This is a genomic window from Streptomyces huasconensis (assembly GCF_021028635.1).
GTDB classification, from domain to species: Bacteria; Actinomycetota; Actinomycetes; order Streptomycetales; family Streptomycetaceae; genus Streptomyces; species Streptomyces huasconensis.
Map to the genome: position 1 here is coordinate 6,129,946 of NZ_CP086119.1, position 23,849 is coordinate 6,153,794.

The 23,849-nt window shown below is 72.3% G+C and carries 18 protein-coding genes and 1 riboswitch; of the genes, 11 read left to right on the forward strand and 7 right to left on the reverse strand.

Features of this window, described 5'->3' with window-relative positions:
* Positions 1-92 precede the first annotated feature (92 nt).
* Entirely contained in the window at positions 93-998 is a 906-nt protein-coding gene (locus J2N69_RS27875) for a sucrase ferredoxin (protein WP_230903141.1), read from the reverse strand.
* Between the two features lie 429 nt (positions 999-1,427).
* Between J2N69_RS27875 and J2N69_RS27880 the strand changes: the two genes are divergently transcribed.
* Entirely contained in the window at positions 1,428-2,570 is a 1,143-nt protein-coding gene (locus J2N69_RS27880) for a CobW family GTP-binding protein (protein WP_230903142.1), read from the forward strand.
* Between the two features lie 13 nt (positions 2,571-2,583).
* Here the strand turns inward: J2N69_RS27880 and J2N69_RS27885 are convergent, their stop codons facing one another.
* A complete protein-coding gene (locus tag J2N69_RS27885; RefSeq protein WP_230903143.1) occupies positions 2,584-5,037 on the reverse strand; it encodes a DNA gyrase/topoisomerase IV subunit A in 2,454 nt (817 codons plus the stop codon).
* 240 nt (positions 5,038-5,277) lie between these two features.
* Here J2N69_RS27885 and J2N69_RS27890 point away from each other — a divergent pair, with 240 nt between their 5' ends.
* The 4 genes from J2N69_RS27890 to J2N69_RS27905 all read left to right on the forward strand — a co-directional run bounded on the left by J2N69_RS27890 (position 5,278) and on the right by J2N69_RS27905 (position 10,139).
* A complete protein-coding gene (locus J2N69_RS27890; protein ID WP_230903144.1) occupies positions 5,278-6,651 on the forward strand; it encodes a M16 family metallopeptidase in 1,374 nt (457 codons plus the stop codon).
* A complete protein-coding gene (locus J2N69_RS27895; RefSeq protein ID WP_230903145.1) occupies positions 6,648-8,033 on the forward strand; it encodes a M16 family metallopeptidase in 1,386 nt (461 codons plus the stop codon). Before J2N69_RS27890 ends, J2N69_RS27895 begins: the two co-directional genes overlap by 4 nt.
* Before the next feature lie 216 nt (positions 8,034-8,249).
* Positions 8,250-8,411: riboswitch (cyclic di-AMP (ydaO/yuaA leader) on the forward strand.
* Between the two features lie 13 nt (positions 8,412-8,424).
* The gene (locus J2N69_RS27900) at positions 8,425-9,228 is read left to right on the forward strand and encodes a M23 family metallopeptidase (RefSeq protein ID WP_230903146.1); all 804 of its coding nucleotides are present in this window, start codon (positions 8,425-8,427) and stop codon (positions 9,226-9,228) included.
* 224 nt (positions 9,229-9,452) lie between these two features.
* On the forward strand, positions 9,453-10,139 hold the full coding sequence (locus J2N69_RS27905; RefSeq protein WP_230903147.1) for a GntR family transcriptional regulator: 687 nt from the start codon (positions 9,453-9,455) through the stop codon (positions 10,137-10,139).
* Between the two features lie 246 nt (positions 10,140-10,385).
* On the opposite strand, the gene J2N69_RS27910 is transcribed toward J2N69_RS27905, so the two are convergent.
* Positions 10,386-10,667, reverse strand: a complete 282-nt coding sequence (locus J2N69_RS27910; protein WP_030021209.1) for an HPr family phosphocarrier protein — start codon at positions 10,665-10,667, stop codon at positions 10,386-10,388.
* A 225-nt stretch (positions 10,668-10,892) separates the two neighbouring features.
* Between J2N69_RS27910 and J2N69_RS27915 the strand changes: the two genes are divergently transcribed.
* From J2N69_RS27915 to J2N69_RS27930, 4 genes are all read left to right on the forward strand, one after another.
* Positions 10,893-13,781 carry a bifunctional acetate--CoA ligase family protein/GNAT family N-acetyltransferase gene (locus J2N69_RS27915; protein WP_230903148.1) on the forward strand — a complete coding sequence of 963 codons (2,889 nt, stop codon included), beginning with the start codon at positions 10,893-10,895 and terminating at the stop codon, positions 13,779-13,781.
* Positions 13,782-13,852: 71 nt separating this feature from the next.
* On the forward strand, positions 13,853-14,440 hold the full coding sequence (locus tag J2N69_RS27920) for a DUF5998 family protein (RefSeq protein ID WP_127910975.1): 588 nt from the start codon (positions 13,853-13,855) through the stop codon (positions 14,438-14,440).
* Complete coding sequence (locus J2N69_RS27925) at positions 14,440-15,630, forward strand: alkaline phosphatase family protein (RefSeq protein WP_230903149.1); 1,191 nt, start codon at positions 14,440-14,442, stop codon at positions 15,628-15,630. Before J2N69_RS27920 ends, J2N69_RS27925 begins: the two co-directional genes overlap by 1 nt.
* Before the next feature lie 68 nt (positions 15,631-15,698).
* Positions 15,699-16,358 carry a thymidine kinase gene (locus tag J2N69_RS27930; protein ID WP_127910976.1) on the forward strand — a complete coding sequence of 220 codons (660 nt, stop codon included), beginning with the start codon at positions 15,699-15,701 and terminating at the stop codon, positions 16,356-16,358.
* Position 16,359: 1 nt separating this feature from the next.
* Here the strand turns inward: J2N69_RS27930 and J2N69_RS27935 are convergent, their stop codons facing one another.
* A complete protein-coding gene (locus tag J2N69_RS27935) occupies positions 16,360-17,175 on the reverse strand; it encodes a VOC family protein (RefSeq protein WP_230903150.1) in 816 nt (271 codons plus the stop codon).
* A gap of 322 nt (positions 17,176-17,497) precedes the next feature.
* Here J2N69_RS27935 and J2N69_RS27940 point away from each other — a divergent pair, with 322 nt between their 5' ends.
* The gene (locus J2N69_RS27940; protein WP_230903151.1) at positions 17,498-18,325 is read left to right on the forward strand and encodes a sulfurtransferase; all 828 of its coding nucleotides are present in this window, start codon (positions 17,498-17,500) and stop codon (positions 18,323-18,325) included.
* Between the two features lie 62 nt (positions 18,326-18,387).
* Here the strand turns inward: J2N69_RS27940 and sepH are convergent, their stop codons facing one another.
* A complete protein-coding gene (sepH, locus tag J2N69_RS27945) occupies positions 18,388-19,488 on the reverse strand; it encodes a septation protein SepH (protein ID WP_230903152.1) in 1,101 nt (366 codons plus the stop codon).
* A 480-nt stretch (positions 19,489-19,968) separates the two neighbouring features.
* Here sepH and J2N69_RS27950 point away from each other — a divergent pair, with 480 nt between their 5' ends.
* Positions 19,969-21,201 carry a hypothetical protein gene (locus J2N69_RS27950; protein ID WP_230903153.1) on the forward strand — a complete coding sequence of 411 codons (1,233 nt, stop codon included), beginning with the start codon at positions 19,969-19,971 and terminating at the stop codon, positions 21,199-21,201.
* Between the two features lie 9 nt (positions 21,202-21,210).
* Here the strand turns inward: J2N69_RS27950 and J2N69_RS27955 are convergent, their stop codons facing one another.
* Together J2N69_RS27955 and J2N69_RS27960 are read right to left on the reverse strand one after the other, a co-directional pair.
* Positions 21,211-22,548: a D-arabinono-1,4-lactone oxidase gene (locus J2N69_RS27955; protein ID WP_230903154.1), complete on the reverse strand. Its 1,338-nt coding sequence runs from the start codon at positions 22,546-22,548 to the stop codon at positions 21,211-21,213.
* Positions 22,490-23,746: an MFS transporter gene (locus J2N69_RS27960; RefSeq protein ID WP_230903155.1), complete on the reverse strand. Its 1,257-nt coding sequence runs from the start codon at positions 23,744-23,746 to the stop codon at positions 22,490-22,492. The genes J2N69_RS27955 and J2N69_RS27960 overlap by 59 nt, the downstream gene beginning before the upstream one ends.
* Positions 23,747-23,849: the final 103 nt, after the last annotated feature.

A 23,849-nucleotide genomic window follows, 5' to 3' on the forward strand; every position in this document is an offset into this window, starting at 1 on the left:
GCCGTACGACGCTCCTGGGCACGCGCGGCCGGTGGCAGTCGGCGGTGCGGCGGCGTTCCTGCGCAACCGGTCACGGCCCGTTGGGCGGGGCTCTACGGGGCCGGGCGCACCGCCACCACGTCCATCCGCGCCGGGGACTTCAGGGCCGCGCCGCAGCTCTCCGGGCGGGGCGGCAGTGAGGTGCCCTGTTCCACCGTGACCTGCCAGCGGCGGCCATCGGTGTGCGCGACCGTCACGTCCCAGCGCGGGGCTGCGCCGTCCGTGCCGACGACGCTCAGGACCCCGGCTCCGTCCTCGCCCGTGGCCGTCCGCACCGCCAGCTCGGCGGCCTGACCGGGACGCTCCCAGGCGGAGTTGCCCCGGCACCCCTCGGCGATCACCCGCCCCGTACGCACCGCTTCGAGGATCTCCTTGACGGCGTGCGTCCCGGTCCTGCCGTACGCGTAGCCATAGGGGAGCACCAACAGGGTGGGCGAGAAGCGATGACCACCCAGATGAGTGATCTCCCAGGCTCCCACTTCGCCGGCGGCCGCCAGTTCGGCGGCGAGCGGCCTGCCGAGCAGGGCGCAGCAGCGGTCGCGCTTGCCGTTGGTGCAGACGAGCGCGAGCGGGGCGCCCGTGTGCGGGGTGCCGAAGCCGCCGTGGTCGCCCGCGCCGAGTGCCGTGAAGTCGAGGTCGAGCAGGCGACGGGGGTCGTCGGTCACCGCGGAGCGCAGCCAGGTGCGGCCGGGGACGGTATGCGCCACGTACACCCGGTGCCGGGTCGGGGCGTGGCAGTCCGCGTGGCGTCCGGGGCGGCGGATCAGCGCGACGCGCACGCCGGTGCCCTCGGCGGCCCTCTCCAGGGCGCCGCCGACCTCCGGGTCGAGGTGGCTGGACGTCAGCGCTTTGGCGCCCCAGGGGCCCGGCTGCTCCACCAGGAGCCATGTCCTGGCGGTCGCCGCGGTTCCCGCGAGAGGTTCGTCCAGGTCCCGCGAGGCGGTCGCGCACGTACTCACACAGGCGAGCCTAACCTGCCTGTGCGTGACGGGCTGTTCCCCCTGGCCGAGGGAGGCGGTGCCGGTGCGGGTGGGGGCTCGGAGGAGACGGGCGAGGCGGGCGGGGCAAGGTCCCCTCGCGGCCTTGACAGCCGGTGATCCATGGTCGGTGCCGTCAGACAGCGCAGAACGCCAATCGCTCATCAGCCACTGGTAGGAAGCAGCGGTCCTACGTCTCGGCGCCGTGCCCAACGTGTGCTCCCGCGAGCGCCGCCAACAATCGTTCACTTCGCGGCACGTACGCGCACGCCTATCCTGGGGCGGTCTTCATTCTTCGCGGGAGTTCCGCCGCGGCCCGCACTGCGCGTACAGGGCCGTCGCGACCCGCGCTCCGCGTACGGGACCGTCGCGACCCGTACGCATACGAACGTCGGTACGAGGGGCCCACGGTTGAACACGCAGCAGATCCCGGTCATCGTCCTCGCCGGATTTCTCGGTTCCGGCAAGACCACCCTCCTCAACCACCTGCTGCACCGCAGCGGTGGCAGCCGGATCGGGGCGATCGTCAACGACTTCGGCTCGATCGAGATCGACGCCATGTCGGTCGCGGGGCAGCTCGGCGACTCCACCGTCTCCCTCGGCAACGGCTGCCTGTGCTGCGCCGTGGACGCGAGTGAGCTCGACGAGTACCTGGAGCGGCTCGCCCACCCCGCCGCCGGGATCGACGTGATCGTCATCGAGGCGAGCGGCCTCGCCGAGCCGCAGGAACTCGTGAAGATGCTGCTCGCCAGCGAGAACCCGCACATCGTCTACGGCGGGCTCGTCGAGGTGGTGGACGCCGCCGAGTTCGACGCCACGAGAGAACGGCATCCCGAGGTGGACCGGCATCTGGGCATCGCCGACCTCGTCGTGGTCAACAAGGCCGACCGGGTGCCGAGTGAGGAGCACGAGCGCGTTCTCGGCGTCGTCCGCGGGCTCGCCGGGCGTGCGGCCGTCGTCGCCGCCTCCTTCGGCCGCGTGGACGTGGAGCTGTTCTTCGACCGCGCGCCCGTGGGGGAGCGGGTCGGCCAGCTCTCCTTCGACGACCTGCGGGACGAGGCGGAGCCGGCCGACGGCTGCGGCCACCACGGCCACCTGCACTCCGCCTACGAAAGCCTCTCCTTCACCTCCGAAGCGCCCCTGGGGCCCCGCCCGCTGATGGCCCTCCTGGACAGCAGGCCCGAGGGGCTCTACCGAATCAAGGGGTACGTCGATTTCGGGCCCTCCGACCCGCGGAACCGGTACGCGGTGCACGCCGTCGGGCGTTTTCTGCGCTTCTACCCCGAGCCGTGGGACCCGGGCGAGCCCCGCCTGACCCAGCTCGTCCTCATCGGGTCGGGCGTCGACGTACCCGCCCTGGAGAAGGAGCTGGAGGCCTGTCGCGAGTACGCCCCACAGGCCGATGAGCACGGCATGTGGGGCGTACTGCGCTACGTCCAGGAACCGGACGCCGACGAACCGCACCTCGATGGCCCGGGCGAACCCGGCCCCGGCGGCCCCGGCCTCGGCGACCCGGAGTCAGACCCCGACCTCGACGCCGACGCCACCGGCTGACGGCCGGCCGCGGCTACACCGGCCCGGCCACCGCCGCCACCGGCTTCGCCAGCGAGACGCCCGAACCGTCACGGCGCGGGTCGATGTCCGGCAGCTCGGCGGGCGCGCCGTTGCGCTGGGCCGCGTGCGGCGGTGTCGGGCCCGCCCAGGCGAAGCTCAGGCAGTCCTCGCCCTTCAGGAACCGCTGGACGCGCACACCACCCGTGGCGCGGCCCTTGCGCGGGTACTGGTCGAACGGCGTGAGCTTGGCCGTGGTCTGGACGGAGTCGTCGAGCGTGCCGCGCGAGCCCGCCACCGTGAAGACGACGGCGTCCACCGCCGGGTCCACCGCCGTGAAGGAGATGACCTTCGCGCCGGCGGCAAGCTTGATGCCCGTCATGCCGCCCGCGGGACGGCCCTGGGGGCGCACCTGGGAGGCCGGGTAGCGCAGCAGTTGGGCGTCGTCCGTGATGAAGACCAGGTCCTCCTCACCGGTGCGCAGCTCGGCCGCGCCGACGATCCGGTCACCGTCCTTCAGGGTGATGACCTCCAGCTCCTCCTTGTTGGAGGGGTAGTCGGGCACCACACGCTTGACCACGCCCTGCGCGGTGCCGAGCGCCAGGCCCGGCGACGACTCGTCGAGCGTCATCAGGCAGATCAGCTTCTCGTCCTTCGTCAGCGGCAGCAGCTCCGAGACGGGCGCCCCTCCGGAGAGGTTGGGCGCGCCCATCGTCTCCGGGAGCTGCGGGAGGTCCACCACGGACAGGCGCAGCAACCGTCCCTCTGAGGTGACCGCGCCCACCTCGCCGCGTGCCGTGGCCGGCACCGCCGAGACGATCGCGTCGTGCTTCACGCGCTTGGTCTCGGCGTCACCGAAGGGCTCGCCGTTGGCCGTGCATGCCAGCAGGCCCGTGGAGGACAGGAGGACGCGGCAGGGGTCGTCCGCGACCTGGAGCGGGACCGTGGCGGCCGGGGAGCCCGCCGACTCCAGGAGCACCGTGCGCCGGTCGGTGCCGAACTTCTTGGCGACGGCGGCCAGTTCGGAGGAGACCAGCTTGCGCAGTTCGGCGTCCGACTCCAGGATGCCGGTCAGCTCGTCGATCTCGCCGTTGAGCTTGTCGCGCTCGGACTCCAGCTCGATGCGGTCGAACTTGGTCAGTCGGCGCAGCGGGGTGTCCAGGATGTACTGCGTCTGGATGTCGCTCAGCGAGAAGCGCTCGATGAGGCGCTCCTTGGCCTGCGCGGAGTTGTCACTGGAGCGGATGAGGCGGATGACCTCGTCGATGTCCAGGAGGGCGACCAGGAGGCCCTCGACCAGGTGCAGACGGTCGCGCTTCTTGCCGCGGCGGAACTCGCTGCGGCGGCGCACCACGTCGAACCGGTGGTCGAGGTAGACCTCCAGGAGTTCCTTGAGGCCGAGCGTGAGGGGCTGTCCGTCGACCAGCGCGACGTTGTTGATGCCGAAGGACTCCTCCATCGGCGTCAGCTTGTACAGCTGCTCCAGGACGGCTTCCGGGACGAAGCCGTTCTTGATCTCGATGACCAGGCGCAGGCCGTGCGAGCGGTCGGTGAGGTCCTTGACGTCCGCGATGCCCTGGAGCTTCTTCGCGCCGACCAGGTCCTTGATCTTGGAGATGACCTTCTCGGGGCCTACGGAGAAGGGCAGTTCGGTGACGACCAGGCCCTTGCGGCGCGCCGTCACGTTCTCCACGGCGACCGTGGCGCGGATCTTGAACGAGCCGCGGCCCGATTCGTACGCGTCCTTGATGCCGGTCAGGCCGACGATCTTGCCGCCCGTGGGGAGGTCGGGGCCCGGCACGTACTTCATCAGCGTCTCGAGGTCGGCCCCCGGGTGCTTGATCAGGTGGCGCGCGGCGGCGATGACCTCGCCGAGGTTGTGCGGCGGCATGTTCGTCGCCATGCCGACCGCGATGCCCGAGGCGCCGTTGACCAGGAGGTTGGGGTAGGCCGCCGGGAGGGCGGACGGCTCCATCTCCTGGCCGTCGTAGTTCGGCTCGAAGTCGACGGTGTTCTCGTCGATCGATTCCGTCATCAGGGAGGTGGCGTCGGCCATCTTGCACTCGGTGTACCGCATGGCGGCCGGCGGGTCGTCGTTGCCGAGCGAGCCGAAGTTGCCGTGGCCATCCACGAGGGGGAGGCGCATCGAGAAGGGCTGGGCCATGCGCACCAGCGCGTCGTAGATCGACGCGTCGCCGTGGGGGTGCAACTTACCCATGACCTCGCCGACGACGCGGGCGCACTTCACATAGCCGCGGTCGGGGCGCAGGCCCATCTCGTTCATCTGATAGACGATCCTGCGGTGCACCGGCTTCATGCCGTCGCGGGCGTCGGGCAGGGCCCGGGAGTAGATGACCGAATACGCGTACTCGAGGAAGGAGCCCTGCATCTCGTCGACGACGTCGATGTCGAGGATCTTCTCCTCGAACGCGTCGTCGGGCGGCGGGGTCTTCGTGCTGCGGCGGGCCATCGCTGCTGCGGCTCCTTCACCAACAAGTGCGGGTTCTGACGCCGACCATTGTGGACCGTCCCACTGACAACGCCGACCACGCCCTGTGTCGACGGCCGCGCGTCACCCCGCGAAGTACGCCGAGGGCGGACCCGGGAACTTCGTCAGGTGTCCGCACGCTTGCATACAGTGGCAGGACTGGCAGGAAATTGTTCTGGGTCCAGCGATGATCACGATGATCCAGCGATCGAAGGGACGTACATGCCCATGGGTCACACGGCCACGGCCGAGGCCGGCTCCGGCGGCCTGACAGCGACCGAGCACCGGCTGGCCAACGGCCTGCGCGTGGTGCTCTCCGAGGACCACCTGACCCCGGTCGCCGCGGTCTGCCTCTGGTATGACGTCGGCTCCCGCCACGAGGTCAAGGGGCGTACCGGCCTTGCTCACCTTTTCGAGCACCTGATGTTCCAGGGCTCGAAGCAGGTGCACGGCAACGGCCACTTCGAGCTGGTCCAGGGGGCGGGCGGCTCCCTCAACGGCACGACCAGCTTCGAGCGCACCAACTACTTCGAGACGATGCCCGCGCACCAGTTGGAGCTGGCCCTGTGGCTGGAGGCCGACCGCATGGGCTCGCTGCTCTCCGCGCTCGACGAGGAGTCCATGGAGAACCAGCGCGACGTCGTCAAGAACGAACGCCGCCAGCGCTACGACAACGTCCCGTACGGCACCGCCTTCGAGAAGCTGACCGCCCTCTCCTACCCGGAGGGCCACCCCTACCACCACACGCCGATCGGCTCCATGGCCGACCTGGACGCGGCCACCCTGGAAGACGCGCGCGCCTTCTTCCGTACGTATTACGCGCCCAACAATGCCGTCCTGTCGGTCGTCGGCGACATCGACCCGGAGCAGACGCTCGCCTGGGTGGAGAAGTACTTCGGGTCGATTCCCTCGCACGACGGCAAGCAGCCGCCGCGGAACGGCTCCCTCCCGGAGCGCATCGGCAAGGAACTGCGCGAGGTCGTCGAGGAGGACGTGCCGGCCCGCGCCCTCATGGCCGCGTACCGCCTCCCGGAGGACGGCACGCGCGCGTGCGACGCCGCCGACCTCGCCCTCACCGTCCTCGGCAGCGGCGAGTCCTCCCGGCTCTACAACCGCCTCGTGCGCCGCGACCGTACGGCCGTCGCCGCGGGCTTCGGCCTGCTGCGCCTCGCCGGCGCGCCCTCGCTCGGCTGGCTGGACGTGAAGACCTCCGGTGACGTCGAGGTGCCGGTCATCGAGGCCGCCGTCGACGAGGAGCTGGCCCGCTTCGCCGCGGAGGGCCCCACTCCGGAGGAGATGGAGCGCGCCCAGGCCCAGCTGGAGCGCGAGTGGCTCGACCGGCTCGGCACCGTCGCGGGCCGCGCGGACGAACTGTGCCGGTACGCGGTCCTGTTCGGCGACCCGCAGCTCGCCCTCACCGCCGTGCAGCGCGTGCTGGACGTCACCGCCGAGGAGGTGCAGGAGGTCGCCAAGGCCCGCCTGCGCCCGGACAACCGAGCGGTGCTCGTCTACGAACCCCTGGCCGCCGACGACGAGGCCGCCGAGGGCACCGAGGCCGCCGCCGAGACCGCAGAGGAAGAGGAGGCGGCGAAGTGACCGAGGCCGCGACGATGCAGTTCCACCCCCAGCCCCAGGCCGGCACGGCCAAGCCGTGGGCCTTCCCCGCCCCCGAGCGCGGCACGCTGCCCAACGGCCTCACGGTGCTGCGCTGCGACCGCCCCGGCCAGCAGGTCGTCGCCGTGGAGGTCCACCTGGAGGCGCCCCTGGACGCCGAGCCGCAGGGCCTCGACGGCGTCGCCACGATCATGGCGAGGGCCTTCAACGAAGGCACCGACAAGCACTCGGCGGAGGAGTTCGCCGCCGAGCTCGACCGGTGCGGTGCCACCATGGACGCGCACGCCGACCACCCCGGCGTCCGCGTCTCCCTCGAAGTCCCGGTCTCCCGCCTGCCCAAGGCGCTCGGCCTGCTCGCCGACGCCCTGCGGGCCCCCGCCTTCGCCGACAGCGAGATCGAACGCCTCGTACGCAACCGCCTGGACGAGATCCCGCACGAGGCGGCCAACCCGGCGCGGCGCGCCGCCAAGGAGCTCTCCAGGCAGCTCTTCCCGGCGAGTTCGCGCATGTCGAGGCCCCGCCAGGGCACCGAGGAGACGGTCAAGGCCATCGACTCGGCCGCGGTCCGCGCCTTCTACGAGACGCACGTCCGGCCGGCCACGTCCACGCTGGTGATCGTCGGCGACCTCGCCGGCACCGACCTGGACGCCGTTCTCGCGGACACCGTCGGCACCTGGACGGGCGACACGGCCGAGCCCCGCCCGATGCCCGCGATCACCGCCGACGACACGGGCCGCGTCGTCATCGTGGACCGCCCCGGAGCCGTGCAGACGCAGCTTCTGATCGGCCGCATCGGCCCGGACCGGCACGACCGGGTCTGGCCCGCCCAGATCCTCGGCACGTACTGCCTGGGCGGCACCCTCACCTCCCGCCTGGACCGCGTCCTGCGCGAGGAGAAGGGCTACACCTACGGCGTACGGGCGTTCAGCCAGGTCCTGCGGTCCGCCCCGGACGGCACGGGCGCCGCGATGCTCGCCATCAGCGGCTCCGTCGACACCGCCTCGACGGGGCCCGCGCTGGAGGACCTCTGGACGGTCCTGCGCACCCTCGCCGCGGAGGGCCTGACCGACGCGGAGCGCGACGTGGCGGTGCAGAACCTGGTGGGCGTGGCCCCGCTCAAGTACGAGATGGCCGCCTCCGTGGCCGCCACCCTCGCCGACCAGGTCGAGCAGAACCTCCCGGACGACTTCCAGGCGCGCCTGTACCGGCAGTTGGCCGCGACCGGCACCGTGGAGGCCACCGCGGCCGTCGTGAGCGCCTTCCCGGAGGACCACCTGGTGACGGTCCTCGTCGGGGACGCCGCGCAGATCGAGGAGCCCGTCAGGGCGCTCGGCATCGGCGAGGTGACGGTGGTCGCGGGCTGAGGCCCCGTCAGGACGCCAGTTCGGTGGTAGCGCGACCCCGGTGACCGTTTCGGTGACCGGGGTCGCCTACTCCCCATATGTCCGAATTCATATGGTGGTTGCATGTCTGGCGTGTGGCGTGCGCTACAAAAACGGCCTTCTGTTTGTCGATTGAAAGACGGTCCGTTTAGCGTCAGTCCGACTGTTCGTCACGCATCACGTCGCATCCGCGGCACCGGACAGCCATCGCCGAGTCCCCGTACGGCGCGAGCCAGGGGAGCCGGGGACCCACACGTCCCTTGGGGTGAATCGGGCACCTTGCCGTCAGGCGAGGGACTCGTAGGAGACCTTCCTGCTCCGAACCCGTCAGCTAACCCGGTAGGCGAGAAGGAAGGAAAGGATCAGCCGCTTCATGGCGTTCACCCGTGCCACCGGGAAGCACCGTCGTCCCAGCCGCCTCACCCGCACGACCGCGAACGTCGCGGGAGTGGCCGCGATCACCACCACCGGTGTCATCGGAGGCCTGGCCGCTCCGGCGCTCGCCGCCGCCGACGACGCCGCTCTCGAACACACCGGGCTCACCCAGGCGATCTCCGTCGGCGACTCGCTCGCCGACAGCATCGACGCGCAGGCCGCCGCCCAGCGGCAGGCCGCCGACGACGCGGCTGCCGCCAAGAAGGCCGAAGAGGCCGCCAAGAAGAAGGCCGCCGAGGAGAAGCGCAAGGCCGAGGCCGAGCGCAAGGCGAAGGCCAAGCAGGAGCGCGAGGCCAAGGAGCGCGCCGCCCGCGCGGCCGAGCGCAAGCGCCTGAACACCTACGTCTCCCCGATCTCCGGCTCGTACGTCTCCACGGGCTACCAGACCGGCGGCGCGATGTGGTCCTCCGGCAGCCACACCGGCGTCGACTTCCACGCCGCGTCCGGCACCCCGGTGCACGCGGTGGGCGCCGGTACCGTCGTCGAGGCGGGCTGGGGCGGTGCCTACGGCAACAACGTGGTCATCAAGATGAACGACGGCACGTACACCCAGTACGGCCACATGTCGTCCCTCGGCGTCACGGTCGGCCAGACGGTCACCCCGGGCCAGCAGATAGGCCTCTCGGGCTCCACCGGCAACTCCAGTGGCCCGCACCTCCACTTCGAGGCCCGCACCGGCGCGGAGTACGGCTCGGACATCGACCCCGTGGCGTACCTTCGCTCGCACGGCGTCAACGTCTGACCTCTCCGACGCGCTCAGCGCCTCACCGAAGGCCCCGGCTCTTGCGAGCCGGGGCCTTCGCCGTTTCCGGCGCCGTTTCCAGGCCCGCCCGCGCTTGGCCAAAAGATATCCATGAATTCCGGCCCCCCATCGGAAATTCCGAAGTCCTGCAATAGAGTCGCGAGACAGTCACGCACGAGTGTCGGTCGACCGCGTTTCGCGGGGATCAAAGCGGAGGTCCGGTCATGCGCATTCCCGCGCAGTCGGTATGCACGGCCATCCGGGACGACATTGTCGCCGGGGTCTACGAAAGGGGCGGCCGGCTCACCGAGGAGCTTCTCGCACGTCGCTACGGCGTCTCCCGCGTCCCCGTGCGCGAAGCCCTGCGCACCCTGGAGGCCGAGGGTTTCGTCGTCACGCGCAGGCACGCGGGCGCCTGTGTCGCCGAGCCCACGGAGCAGGAGGCCGCCGATCTCCTGGAGCTGCGCACGGTGCTCGAACCGCTCGCCGCGGCCCGCGCCGCGCACCGCCGCACCGAGGCGCACCTCAAGGTCCTGCGCGGGCTCGTGCGGCTGGGCCAGGAGCGCGTGCGGAGGGGGCAGGGGGAGGATCTGCGCTCGCTGGGCGGCTGGTTCCACGAGACGCTCGCCCAGGCCTCCGGCAGCCCCGGCCTCATCACGCTGCTCACCCAGCTGCGGCACAAGCTCGCCTGGATGTACGTCGTGGAGCCCCCGGCCGCGCCCGCCGTCTCCTGGTCCGAACACGCGGCGATCGTCGACGCGGTGGCCCGCGGGGACGCGGAACGGGCCAGGACGCTCACCGCCGGCCACGCGGGCCGGGTGACGGCCGCGCACCGGTTGCGCCATGCGCGGCGGGACGACCGCGTGAGGGACATGCAACAAGCCGTAAACACGGTGGGCCTCCCGAATTAACGCGCGAGCCGTATACAAAGAGGGTGGCCGTCAGGAGAGCGCCCCCGAAAAAGAGCCGAGGGTTTTGGCGCTGCCGGGTGGTTATCTTTGCTGGCGAATTCACCGGCCGCCCCGCAGGTCATAATCCGACCGCCGAAAGGCCGCGAGCGAAAACCGGGCGGAAGGCTCGGCGAAAGGTCGGGTGGAAACCGAACGAAAAGGGCCCACCCCGTGTCCAGGGTGGGCCCTTCGAAGGAACTGCGTGGGTCAGACCGTCTCCGGGAGCTCCTCAAGGCCCTCCGCGACGAGCTTCGCCAGACGGTCGAGGGCGGCGTCCGCACCCTCGGCGTCGGAGGCGAGCACGATCTCCTCGCCGCCCTGGGCGCCGAGGCCGAGCACCGCGAGCATCGAGGCCGCGTTGACCGGGTTGCCGTCGGCCTTGGCGATCGTCACGGGGACGCCGGCGGCCGTGGCCGCGCGGACGAAGATGGAGGCGGGTCGGGCGTGGAGGCCCTCGGCCCAGCCGACGTTGACGCGGCGCTCAGCCATGTGTTGCTGCCCTTCCAGGTGTCTCACACTTGTCTAGACCATTGTCGCATGCCGTGGCGGGTGCTCCGTCGACCGGAGGCTGGCCCTCCGCGAAGCGGGCCCCGACCGTCCGCTAAGCGGAAGCTGGCCCCCCGCCAAGCGGTGGCCGGCCGCCCCGCCAGTGGACGCCGGTCTTCCGTCGACCGTACCCGGCCCGGGCGCCCCCGCGACCCGTACCCTGACCCCATGCAGACCCCGTCGGATCAGCGAGATCGGCACCAGCAGGATGGGCAGCGGGACCGGCACGACTACCCCTCCCACTGGGAAGCCGATGTGGTGCTGCGCGACGGAGGCACCGCGCGGATCAGGCCCATCACGGCCGAGGACGCGGACCGCCTGGTCAGCTTCTACGAACAGGTCTCGGACGAGTCGAAGTACTACCGCTTCTTCGCGCCCTACCCGCGGCTGTCCGCCAAGGACGTGCACCGTTTCACCCACCACGACCACGTGGACCGGGTGGGACTCGCCGCCACCGTGGGCGGTGAGTTCATCGCGACCGTGCGCTACGACCGCATCGACGAGCGCGGCATGGCCGCCGGCGCCCCCGCCGACGAGGCCGAGGTCGCCTTCCTCGTGCAGGACGCCCACCAGGGCCGCGGCGTGGCCTCCACCCTCCTCGAACACATCGCCGCGGTCGCCAGGGAGCGCGGCATCCGCCGTTTCGTGGCCGAGGTGCTGCCCGCCAACACCAAGATGATCAAGGTGTTCACGGACGCCGGGTACCAGCAGAAACGCAGCTTCGAGGACGGTGTCGTACGCCTGGAGTTCGACCTGGAGCCCACCGACCGCTCGCTCGCCGTGCAGCGCGCCCGCGAACAGCGCGCCGAGGGGCGGTCCGTGCAGCGCCTGCTGACGCCGGGCTCGGTCGCGGTGATCGGTGTCGGCCGCACCCCCGGCGGCGTGGGCCGCAGCGTGCTGCGCAACCTCAAGGAGGCCGGGTTCACCGGTCGCCTGCACGCGGTGAACAGCGCCTTCGAGGAAGGCTCCGAAGTCGACGCGGTGCCCGCCCACCGTTCGGTCACGGCCATCGAGGAGCCCGTGGACCTCGCCGTGGTCGCCGTGCCCGCCGACCGGGTCTCCCAGGTCGTCGCCGAGTGCGGCGAGCGCGGGGTGCAGGGCCTCGTGGTGCTCTCCGCCGGGTACGGCGAGAGCGGCGCCGAGGGCCGCGAGCGGCAGCGCGAACTGGTCCGGCAGGCCCGGTCGTACGGCATGCGTGTCATCGGCCCGAACGCCTTCGGTGTCATCAACACCTCCCCCCGGGCCCGGCTCAACGCCTCGCTCGCTCCCGAGCCTCCCGCGCGCGGGCGCATCGGTCTGTTCACCCAGTCCGGCGCCATCGGCATCGCGCTGCTCTCCGGGCTGCACCGCCGGGGCGCCGGCCTGTCCACGTTTGTCGGCTCCGGCAACCGCGCCGACGTATCGGGCAACGACCTCCTCCAGTACTGGTACGAGGACCCGGACACCGACGTCGCCCTGATGTACCTGGAGACCATCGGCAACCCGCGCAAGTTCACCCGCCTCGCGCGGCGCGCCGCGACCGCCAAGCCGCTCGTCGTGGTCCAGGGCGCCCGCCACAGCGGCATCGCGCCCACCGGCCACGCCGTACAGGCCACCCGCCTGCCGCACGCCACGGTCTCGGCGCTGCTGCGCCAGGCAGGCGTCATCCGCGTGGACACCGTCACCGAGATGGTCGACGCGGGCCTGCTGCTCGCCGGGCAGCCGCTGCCGTCCGGCCCGCGCGTGGGCATCCTCGGCAACTCCGAGTCGCTCGGTCTCCTCACGTACGACGCGTGCGTCGCCGACGGGCTGCGCCCGCTGCCGCCCCGCGACCTCACGACCGGGGCGACCCCGGCCGACTTCCGGGCCGCGCTCGCCGAGGCCCTGTCGGACGAAGGGTGCGACGCGGTGATCGTCAACGCCATCCCCTGGGTGCGGGAGAACGGCGCCGCCGCCGACCCCGAGACGCTCGCCACAGAGCTGCGGGCCGCCGCGGCGGGCTGCCCCGCCAAGCCCGTCGCCGTGGTCCACGTCGAGCTGGGCGGCCTCGCCGAGGCCCTCTCCGCCGCGACCAGCACCCGGCCGGGCGCCCCGGCGAAACACCCCGGCCCCCCGGACTGCGCCGAACCGGTCCACCCCGCACCGCGCCCACCCACCACCGAAGGCGAGACGCCCCCGCCGGAGACGGACGAGCCCGCGGCGGAGCAGTACCGCATCCCCGCCTACCCCGCCGCCGAGCGCGCCGTCCGCGCCCTCGCCGAAGCCGTCAAGTACGCCCAGTGGCGCCGCGAGGCCGGCGAGCCCGGCAAGGTGCACGAGTACGACGACATCGACGAGAGCGGCACCGCCGAGCGCATCGCGGAGCTGCTGGGCAAGGACGGCGACCCCCGCGGCACCACCCTCGCCCCGGCCGACGCCCACGAACTCCTCAGGCGGTACGGCATCCGCGTACGACGGGCCCTGCCCGCGCCCGACCCGGACGCCGCCGCGCACGCCGCGCGCACCCTCGGCTACCCCGTGGCCCTGAAGACCACCGCCCCCCACCTGCGGCACCGCGCCGACCTCGGCGGGGTGCGGCTCGACCTCGCCGACGAAGAGCAACTGCGACGCGCCTACCGGGAATTGACCGACACCTTCGGCAAGCCCGCCGAGCTGCGGCCCGTCGTGCAGGGCATGGTGCCGCGCGGCGTCGACACCGTCGTACGCGCCGTGATCGACCCGGCGGCCGGAGCGGTGCTCTCCTTCGGGCTCGCGGGCGCCGCCTCCGAGCTGCTCGGCGACACCGCCCACCGCCTCATCCCCGTCACCGACCGCGAGGCGGCCTCCCTGATCAGGTCCATCCGGACCGCACCCCTCCTCTTCGGCTGGCGCGGCTCGGCCCCCGTCGACACCCCCGCCCTCGAAGAGCTGCTCCAGCGCGTCTCCCGGCTCGTCGACGACCACCCCGAAGTGGTCGGCGTCTCCCTGGAGCCGGTGGTCGTCGCCGAACGCGGCCTCTCCGTCCTCGACGCCTCCGTACGCCTCGCGCCCCCGCCCGCCCGCGACGATCTCGGTCCGCGGACGCTCCCCGGGTACTGAACCGCGCTCCACGGGCGCCGGGGCGGCCACGGGGGCCCAGCGGCCCCGCACCGGGCCGTAGGATGGGCGGCATGGCAAAGACCGGTACGACGACCCAGGGGCTGCGCGCGGCGATCGAGCGCAGCGGCTACTACCCGGCCCTCGTGGCCGAGGCGGTGGAGGCCGCGATCGGCGGCGAGGCCATCGGGTCCTACCTGGTCCACCAGGAGACGACGTTCGACGCCAACGAAGTGCGCCGGCACGTCACGGTCCTCGTCCTGACCGGCACGCGCTTCATCGTCAGCCACACCGACGAGCAGGCGGCGGACAGCACCTCCCCGACGCCGTACGCGACCACCTCCACGGAGTCGGTCAAGATCGGCCGGATCTCCTCGGTCGTCCTCAGCCGCGTCGTCGCCAACCCGGAGAAGTACGTTCCGGGCACGCCGCCGCGCGAGGTCGTCCTCACCATCGGCTGGGGCGCCGTCTCCCGCATCGACCTGGAGCCCGCCGCCTGCGGCGACCCCAACTGCGAGGCGGACCACGGCTACACCGGCAGCTCGACCGCCGATGACCTCAGCCTGCGCGTCAGCGAGGCCGGTGACGGCCCCGACGCCGTGCAGCAGACCCTCGCCTTCGCCCAGGCCCTGTCCGAGGCGACCGCGGACACCGCCCGCTGATGTCGCTGCCCGCCTGGGACGACGTGGAACCGCTCGCCCTCGACACCGCCCCCGTGCCCGCGTACGGCTCGGGATCGCTCGCCGACCTGCTGCCGACCCTCGTCGCCCACCAGGGCGTGCCGGGCCACGCGGCGCCGCGCATCGCCGAGCTGACCCCCGCCGACCGCAACTGCGTCTTCCTGATCGACGGCCTCGGCTGGGAGCAGCTCAAGGCGCATCCGGACGAGGCGCCCTTCCTGAACTCCCTGCTGCCCACGTCACGCGGCGGCACCGGGCGGCCCATCACCGCGGGCTTCCCCGCCACCACCGCGACTTCGCTCGCCTCCGTAGGCACGGGCCTTCCGCCCGGCGCGCACGGCCTGCCGGGCTACACCGTGCGCGACCCCGCCACCGGCGAGCTGATGAACCAGCTCCGCTGGCACCCGTGGACCGACCCGCACGCGTGGCAGCCCTACCCGACGGTCTTCCAGCAGGCGCACGCGGCGGGCGTGCACACCGCCCAGGTCTCCTCCCCGACCTTCGAGCACACCCCGCTCACCAAGGTCGCCCTGAGCGGCGGCACCTTCCGCGGCAAGCTCTCCGGAGAGGACCGCATGGACCTCGCCGCCGAGCAACTCGCCGCGGGGGACCGCTCCCTGGTCTACACGTACTACGCCGAAGTGGACGGCAAGGGCCACCGCTTCGGAGTCGACTCCGACGCCTGGCGGGGCCAGCTCATGTACGTCGACCGGCTCGCCCAGCGGCTGGCCGAACAGCTCCCGCCGCGCAGCGCCCTGTACGTCACCGCCGACCACGGCATGCTCGACATCCCCTTCGACGACGCCTCCCGCATCGACTTCGACGAGGACTGGGAGCTGCGCGCGGGCGTCGCCCTCCTCGGCGGCGAGGGCCGAGCCCGGCACGTCTACGCGGTCCCGGGCGCCCAGAGCGACGTCCTGACGGTGTGGCGCGAGGTGCTCGGCGAACAGTTCTGGGTGGCCTCCCGCGACGAGGCGATCGCCGCGGGCTGGTTCGGCCCCCACATCGATCCACGCGTGTACGAGCGCATCGGCGACGTCGTCGCCGCCGCGCACGCCGACGTCGCGATCATCGCCAGTGAGCGGGAGCCCAAGGAGTCCGCGCTGGTCGGCATGCACGGCTCCATGACCCCCGTCGAACAGCTCGTTCCCCTCCTCGAAGTACGCACCTGACCCCTCGAAGTACGCTCCTGGCCGTACGCCCCCCGATGCACCCCGCCCCGAAAGGTCCGCAACTCCCCATGCCCGAGCTGGTGTTCTTCTCCGGAACGATGGACTGCGGAAAGAGCACGCTGGCTCTGCAGATCGAGCACAACCGCTCGGCCCGCGGACTCCAGGGAATGATCTTCACGCGGGACGACCGCGCGGGGGCGGGCAAGCTCTCGTCGCGGCTCGGCCTGGTCACCGACGCCATCGAGGCCGCGGACGACTTCGACTTCTACGCCCACCTCGTCGACCACCTCTCCCAGGGGGGCCGCGCGGACTACGTGATCGCCGACGAGGCGCAGTTCCTGGCCCCGGACCAGATCGACCAGCTCGCGCGCGTCGTCGACGACCTCGGCCTGGACGTCTTCGCCTTCGGCATCACCACGGACTTCCGCTCCAAGCTCTTCCCCGGCTCGCAGCGCCTGGTCGAGCTGGCCGACCGCGTCGAGGTGCTCCAGGTCGAGGCCCTGTGCTGGTGCGGCGCCCGCGCCACGCACAACGCCCGCACGATAGGCGGCGAGATGGTCGTCGAGGGCGCCCAGGTCGTCGTCGGCGACGTCAACCAGTCGCCCGACGAGGTGGGTTACGAAGTCCTGTGCCGACGCCACCACCGCCGCAGGGTGACGGCGGCGACCGCACGCGCGGGCGCCCTCTCGCCCGATGTCCTGCCGGTCGACACCGCCTCCTGCGTCTGACTCAGCCGTGCGCGCCGGTCGAGCGTACGAGGGTGAAGACCGCGCCCTCGGGGTCGGCGACCGTCGCCTCGCGGCCGTGAGGTCCCTCACGCGGCGGCTGGACCACCTGCCCGCCGAGCTCGACGACCCGGGCCGCCGCGTCGTCGACGTCGGCGGCCTCGAAGTACGTCATCCAGTGCGGGCCCCGGTCGCGCGGCAGCGCGTCGCCCACGCCGTGCACGGACGCCACCGGGTGGCCCTCGACGTGCAGGGTCAGATGGTCGTAGTCGGCCGAGACGACGGCCTCGTCGGTATAGCCGAAAACGGTTTCGTAGAACGTGACGACGCTCGCGGTCTCCCGCGTCACCAGCTCATTCCAGGCGGGCGCGCCCGGCACCCGGGTCACCGCGCTGCCCAGGTGTCGCGCGGCCTGCCAGAGCCCGAAGACGGCGCCCGTGGGGTCCGACGCGATGGCCATCCGCCCCGCCTTGCCCGCGGTGATCGGGCCCACGCCGACCGTGCCGCCGCAGTGCCGCACGGCCTCCGCCGTCGCGTCCGCGTCGTCCGTCGCCAGATAGGGCGTCCAGGCGATCGGCAGCTGCCGGCCGGGCGGCAACTGGCCGATACCGGCCACCTCGCGCCCGTCGAGCAGCGCCCGCGCATAGGGGCCGAGCTGCTCGGGCCCCGGCCGGAACTCCCAGCCGAAGAGCGCTCCGTAGAACCCCTGGGTCGCCGCCAGGCCATGCGCCATCAGGCTCACCCAGCAGGGTGTGCCGGGTGCGCTCCGACCGGTTCCCGCGCCGTCGCGCCGCCCTGCGGACGCCTGTGCCTCGGTCATCGTCGCCCTCTCCTCGGCCTTCGTGGTGGCCGCTTCGCTTCCGCTTCATCCGAACGCGCGTGCCCTCGCCGCGCGCATGCGCGCCCCTGTAGATGCTCGCACCACCCGTCGCACCACGCGTCCCGGCCGCGCCGCATGGTCCTGCCTCCCGCGGAGGATGCCCGTTTTGCGAGGTCTCATCCATGACCGCGGGGCGGCCGGGCGGAGAACGTGTGCTGTACGGCGCGTACCGGGCTCCGTACGCCCCGTGGTCGGGCGGCTTCGGCGGAGCAGGGTAGCCGGACCTTGGCCGCGGGGCCACCCCATGCGCAAGGATGGGCCCATGAACGCCATCATCTCTGCATCCGAACTCGCGAGCGATCTGGCAGGCGAGAATCCGCCGGTCCTGCTCGACGTCCGCTGGCAGCACCAGGGCTCGATGCGCGACGCCTACGAAGAGGGGCACATCCCGTCGGCCGTCTTCGTCGACCTGGACGCCGACCTGGCAGGACCCGCCGGCGCAGAGGGCCGCCACCCGCTCCCCGACGTGGACCACTTCGGTGCCGTGATGCGCGCGGCGGGGGTCTCGGCGGACCGCGATGTCGTGGTGTACGACGGTGGCCAGAACTGGGCGGCCGCACGCCTGTGGTGGATGTTGCGCTGGACGGGGCACGCGCGCGTGCGCGTCCTTGACGGCGGCCTCGCCCTGTGGACCGGCCCTCTGGAACAGGGCACCGGGACCGCCCCGGCCGAGGGGACGTTCCAGCCCGCCCCCAACAGCACCGACCTCCTCGACGCGGACTCCGCGGCGGCCCTGGCCCGCTCCGGGCTGCTCCTGGACGCCCGCGCGGCCGAGCGCTACCGCGGTGAGGTCGAGCCGATCGACAAGGTGGCCGGGCACATCCCCGGCGCGGTCTCGGCACCCACCACCGAGAACGTCGACCAGGACGGCCGCTTCAAGCCGGCCGCCGAGCTGGCGGACCGCTTCAAGGCGCTGGGTGCCGCCACGACGTCGGAGGTCGGCGTCTACTGCGGCTCGGGCGTCTCGGGCGCCCACGAGGTGCTGGCCCTGGCGGTGGCGGGAATCCCGGCCGCGCTGTACGTGGGCTCGTGGTCCGAGTGGTCGGCGGACGGCTCACGTCCGGTCGCCACGGGCCCGGACCCGCAGTAGTCCGCCACGCGCGTGTGGGGCCCGCACCGGCCGGTGCGGGCCCCACACGCGCGTGGCTGCGGCTACTCCTGTTTCTTGCGGCGCGTGCCGAAGACGATCTCGTCCCAGCTGGGCACCGCGGCGCGGCGCCCGGGGCGCACGCCGTCGGCTTCGGCCTGGCGGTCGGTGGAACCGACCAGGCGGTCGCGGTGGCTGGCCACCGAGCGCGGCATGAGGACGTCCGCGTAGGCCGAACCGGCGCCGGCCGACGCCGCGGGCGGCTCCTCCACCTCGGGCTCCTGCTCGGGCTCCTCCTGCGCGGGCGGCGGCAGCTCCGCGGTGGCCGCGGCCGAGGGGCGCTCGGGCACCACCATGTCGCCACGGAAGCTGGGCACCGCCTCCAGGAGGCTGGTCAGCGAGTCGCGCTCCTGCTCGGCGACCACGGGCACCACGCCGTCGGTCTCCTCCGCGGGCTCGGCGGGGGAGGCCGGGATGCTCTGCCGGTCGAGCTGCCGGTCCAGGGCGCGGTCGAGCGGCCGCTCCGGCGGACGGTCCCTCGGGAGCCGGGCGATGCGGGGCACGAAGGGGAAGCTGGGCTCGGGCGCGGCGATGTCGTCCGTCTCGCCGATCAGCGAGCGCGCCTCGTCGTCCACGGCCTGCACGAGCCGCCGGGGCGGGTCGTACGTCCAGCTCGCGGAGTGCGGCTCGGTCGCGACGCGGTAGACGAGCAGGACCTCCCAGGTGCCGTCGTCGCGGCGCCAGGAGTCCCACTGGACGGAGTCCTTGTCGGCGCCGCGCAGCAGCAGCCGTTCCTGGACGGCCTCGCCGAGCTGGGGTCCGGTGTTCTCACCCGGACGGCGCACAGGAGTCTTTCTGGCGCGCTCCGCCATGAAGGCGCGCTCGGCGAGCACGGGGCCCTCGAACCGGCGGACCCGGTCGACCGGGATGCCGGCGAACTGGGCCACTTCTTCCGCGCTGGCACCGGCACGTATCCGCGCCTGGATGTCGCGCGGGCGGAGGTGGCTCTCCACCTCGATCTCGATCTGTCCGAGTCGGGGCCGGTCGCCGCGGACGGCCGCACGCAGCCGCTCATCGATCGGAAGCGTGTACTCCGTGCTGTCCGCAGCCTTCAGCACCAGCCGTGTGCCGTCGTTGCTGACGGCCACGACACGCAGTTCGGGCATGGGGACCTCCCGGGTGGTGCCTGCCGACGTCACGTGCGTCGCTGCTTCCGCTAGTCGAGTGTGGCCTGCCCGGGTGCAGCCTGCCACAACCTTGCCGAGTTGCCCGGCGTGTCGGGCAGGGGCCCTGGATCGCCGTTATGGCACGGTAACCATTTTGCAACGCCAAGTGACGACCTTCGCCACCCTGTGCGGCCAGCCCCCCACCCGGCGGTCCTGGAAGGCCCCGGGCACCCTGGCGGGAGACCGGACCCAGGGCTCGCAACAGTACTCCATTCGGACCATGCGGGTGGACCGCCGCGCCGCCGAACTTCTCGTGGGGGAAGGGAGTTGGCGGCCATTTCGGCGCTTGCGCCCCCGCGTGCGCGTGGCGCACTTCACGGAATCGCCAGAAACGGAACTAAACGCTTCGGCCGTACGTCCCCTTCTCGTGCAGTCAGTCGAAAAAGCCGAAAAGGTGAGGAAGGCAGGCAAGGGTCGGAGATGCGAGTGAAGCCGGAATCCGGCAAGGAGTCGAAGGACCAGGAGGAGCCCGAGGAGAAGCGGCGCCTCGATCTCAGCGTGCCGCAGGTGGCCGGAAGCGCCATGGCCGCGGTCGTGGCGGCGAAGTTGGCCTCGAACCTCGGCGTCTACGGAACGATCCTCGGCGCCGGCGTCGTGAGCGGCATCGCGACCTGCGGCGGCACCATCTTCCAGCACTTCTTCAAGCGTACGGGCGAGCAGATACGCGTCGTGGCGGTCCAGGCCAAGCCGAAGGCGCACCAGGTACCGGCCACCACCGCGCCACGCGTGCCCGAGACGTTCAGAACGGCTGCCCATCAGGGCTACCCGGGAGCCGCGTCCACCACCGGGCCCGTGACCACGACGTGGGGGAGAGCGCAGGGCGCCGACGCCGACGCGACCAGGGCGGTGCCCGCCGCAGAGGCCGATCCCACGGCCGTGCTGCCGCCCGTGGCGACCGACCTGGACGGGAACCAGGGCGCGGACCCCGACGCCGAGAAGACGCAACTCCTCGGCTCGGTCGACGCCACCCAGTTCGCGCCGCGTGAGGATGCCACCCAGCTGCTGCCGCGCGAGGACGCCACGCGCGTGCTCCGCGTCGGCGCGCAGGCACCGCCTCCGGGAGTGCCGCTCGAACCGCCGCTGCCGTCGGAAGACTTCACCGACGGCACCACGCACCGCACGCAGGCCCGGAGCTGGAAGCGGCCTCTGATCGCGGCGGCCGTCGTCTTCGGTATCGCGATGGGGGGCATCACCGCGTACGAACTCGTGACCGATCGGGACCTCAGCGGCGGCAAGGGGACCACGATCAGCAACCTCACGGGGAACGGCTCCTCCAAGAAGGAGCCGCCGTCCACGCCCTCCGGTGATCCGTCGGGCCAGCCTTCGGACGACGGCACTTCGGGGACGGGCGACGACGGCTCCCACAAGGGCGACGGCGGAGCGACGCAGGACCCGCAGGGGACCGGCGGCCAGACCCCCGGCCAGGGCGAGGGCACCGGCTCCGGGAACGACCCCGACAAGGGCAGCGGTACGGACTCCGACAAGGGCGACGGCACCGACTCCGGGGACGACGGCTCCCAGACGAACCCGACACCGACGCCCACGCCGAAGCCGACCCCCACGCCGTCGAGCGGCACCGGTACCGGCACCGGCTCGGGCTCCGGCCAGGGCAGCGACGGCGACGCCCAGCAGGGCGAGACCACCAGCCCGTAGGCGGGCCGGTCAGTCGCCGAGGACCCGCCGCAGGTAGGCGTTGGTGAACATGCGGTCCGGGTCCAGGCGGTCGCGCACGGCGGTGAACTCGCCGAAGCGGGGGTACACCTCGGCGAAGTACTCCGCGTCGCGCGTGTGCAGCTTGCCCCAGTGCGGCCGCCCCTCGTGCGCGGTGAAGATCCGCTCCGCCGCCGCGAAGTACGCCTGGTACGGCGTGCCCTTGTACATGTGGACGGCGATGTACGCGCTCTCCCGGCCCGAGGCCGTGGAGAGCGCGATGTCGTCTGCGGGCGCCGTGCGGACCTCGACGGGGAAGCTGATCCGCAGCCGCGAGCGCTCGACCATGGTCTTCAGCTCCCGGAGGGTCTCGACGAGGGCCGCGCGCGGAACGGCGTACTCCATCTCCATGAAGCGCACCCGGCGCGGGCTGGTGAAGACCTTGTAAGGGATGTCCGTGTACGTGCGGGGGGACAGCGCCCTGCTGGAGATCCGGGCGATGCCCGGGATGGTCGCGGGGAAGGCACGGCCCACGGAGTTGACCACCTGGAAGAGGCCGTTGGAGATCAACTCGTCCTGCACGAAGGCACTGATCCGGCCGGGCGGGGCCACCGGGCCCGAGCTGCGGTTGTTGCGCTTGGTGTTGCAGTTGCCGGTGTGCGGGAACCAGTAGAACTCGAAGTGCTCGTTCTCGGTGAAGAACGCGTCGAAGTCGCTCGTGACCCGGTCGAACGTCATCGGCTCCTCACGGGCCGTCAGGAAGAAGAGCGGCTCCACGGCGAAGGTGATCGAGGTGATGACGCCGAGCGCCCCGAGCCCGACGCGGGCGGCGGCGAAGACGTCGGGGTTCTTCTCGGCGGAGCACGTCAGGACCGTGCCGTCCGCGGTGACCAGCTCAAGGCCCGTGATCTGGGCGGCGATCGAGGACGAGTCGCGGCCGGTGCCGTGCGTGCCGGTGCTGACGGCTCCGGAGACCGTCTGCTCCATGATGTCGCCCATGTTCGTGAGGGACAGGCCCTCCCGCGCGAGCGCCATGTTCAGGCGCTTCAGCGGCGTGCCGGCCTCCACCGTGACCGTGCCCGCCGCGCGGTCGATCGCGCGGATGCCGGTGAGCAGATCGGACCGTATGAGGAGGCCGTCGGTGGTGGCGGCCGCCGTGAAGGAGTGACCAGCGCCGACGGGCTTGGCCCGCAGGCCGTCGGCCTTGGCGGCGCGCAGGGCCGCGGAGAGTTCGTCCGTCGAGGTCGGGGTGACCTCCCTGGCGGGCCGCGAGGCGACGTTTCCCGCCCAGTTACGCCACGTCGCTGTGCTCTTCCCGCCGCCCGTTCCTCTGCTCGTTTCCGTGCTCATGGGTCCCTCTCCGTCGCGGAACCGGCCTCTTCAGCCGGCGATACCCCAGGAACCCGACGAGGACCGCGGCGGCCCCGGAGACCGCGGGGACCGAGTACCCGGCGTCCGGACCCGCGGAGTCGATCACCCAGCCGGCCGCGGAGGAGCCGAGCGCGACGCCGACCGCGAGCCCGGTGCTCACCCAGGTCATGCCCTCGGTCAGTTTCGCGCGTGGTACGTGCTCCTCGACGAGGGCCATCGTCGTGATCATTGTCGGTGCGATGGACAGGCCCGCGACGAACAGCGCCACGGCCAGGGACAGCAGGTTCCCGACCAGTTGAAGCGGGATCATACTCACGGCCATCGCGCAGACACCCAACAGCCACCTGGGCGCCGGCGCCCCCTTGAAGTGCAGCAGCCCGAAGACCGCTCCGGCGAGGCAGGAGCCGAGCGCGTAGACCGCGAGGACCAGGCTCGCCGCGGACTTGTGGCCCTGGTCCTCCGCGTACGCCACGGTGACCACGTCGACCGACCCGAAGATCGCGCCGGTCGCGACGAACGTGGCGACGAGCACCTGGAGCCCGCCCGAGCGCAGCGCCGAGCCCCGGCTGTGGTGCTCGCGCGGGTGGGGCACCGGCTCGGTGGCCCGCTGGGCCGTCAGCCAGAAGACACCCGCGGCGAGGAAGCCCCCGGCGAGCAGCGGCCCCGCCTCGGGGAACCAGACGGTGGAGAGCCCGATCGAGATGATCGGCCCGAAGATGAAGCAGACCTCGTCCACCACGGACTCGAAGGAGTACGCGGTGTGCAGCTGCGGGGTGCCGCGGTACAGGACGGCCCAGCGGGCCCGGATCATCGAGCCCACGCTCGGCACGCAGCCGACCAGGGCGGCGAAGAGGAACAGCGTCCAGTCCGGCGTCTCGAACTTCGCGCACGTCAGCAGCCCGGCGACCGCGGCCAGGGAGACCAGCGTGGCGGGCCTGAGCACCCGGCGCTGGCCGTGCCGGTCCACCAGGCGGGAGATCTGCGGCCCGAGCGCGGCGGCGGACAGCGCCACGGTCGCCGAGAGCGCGCCGGCGAGACCATACCGCCCGGTCAGCTGGGACACCATCGTCACGATGCCGATGCCCATCATCGACAGCGGCATGCGGCCGAGGAACCCGGCCGTCGAGAACGCCTTGGTGCCGGGGGCGGCGAAGAGGGCGCGGTAGGAGCTGGGCACGTGGACTCCGCGGAAGCGCCGGGGCCGACTGCGAGAAGCGGCCCCGGTAAGGCGTAAAGGTGGCCGATACAGCTTACGGCCCCGGCGCGGCGAACGCACCGGG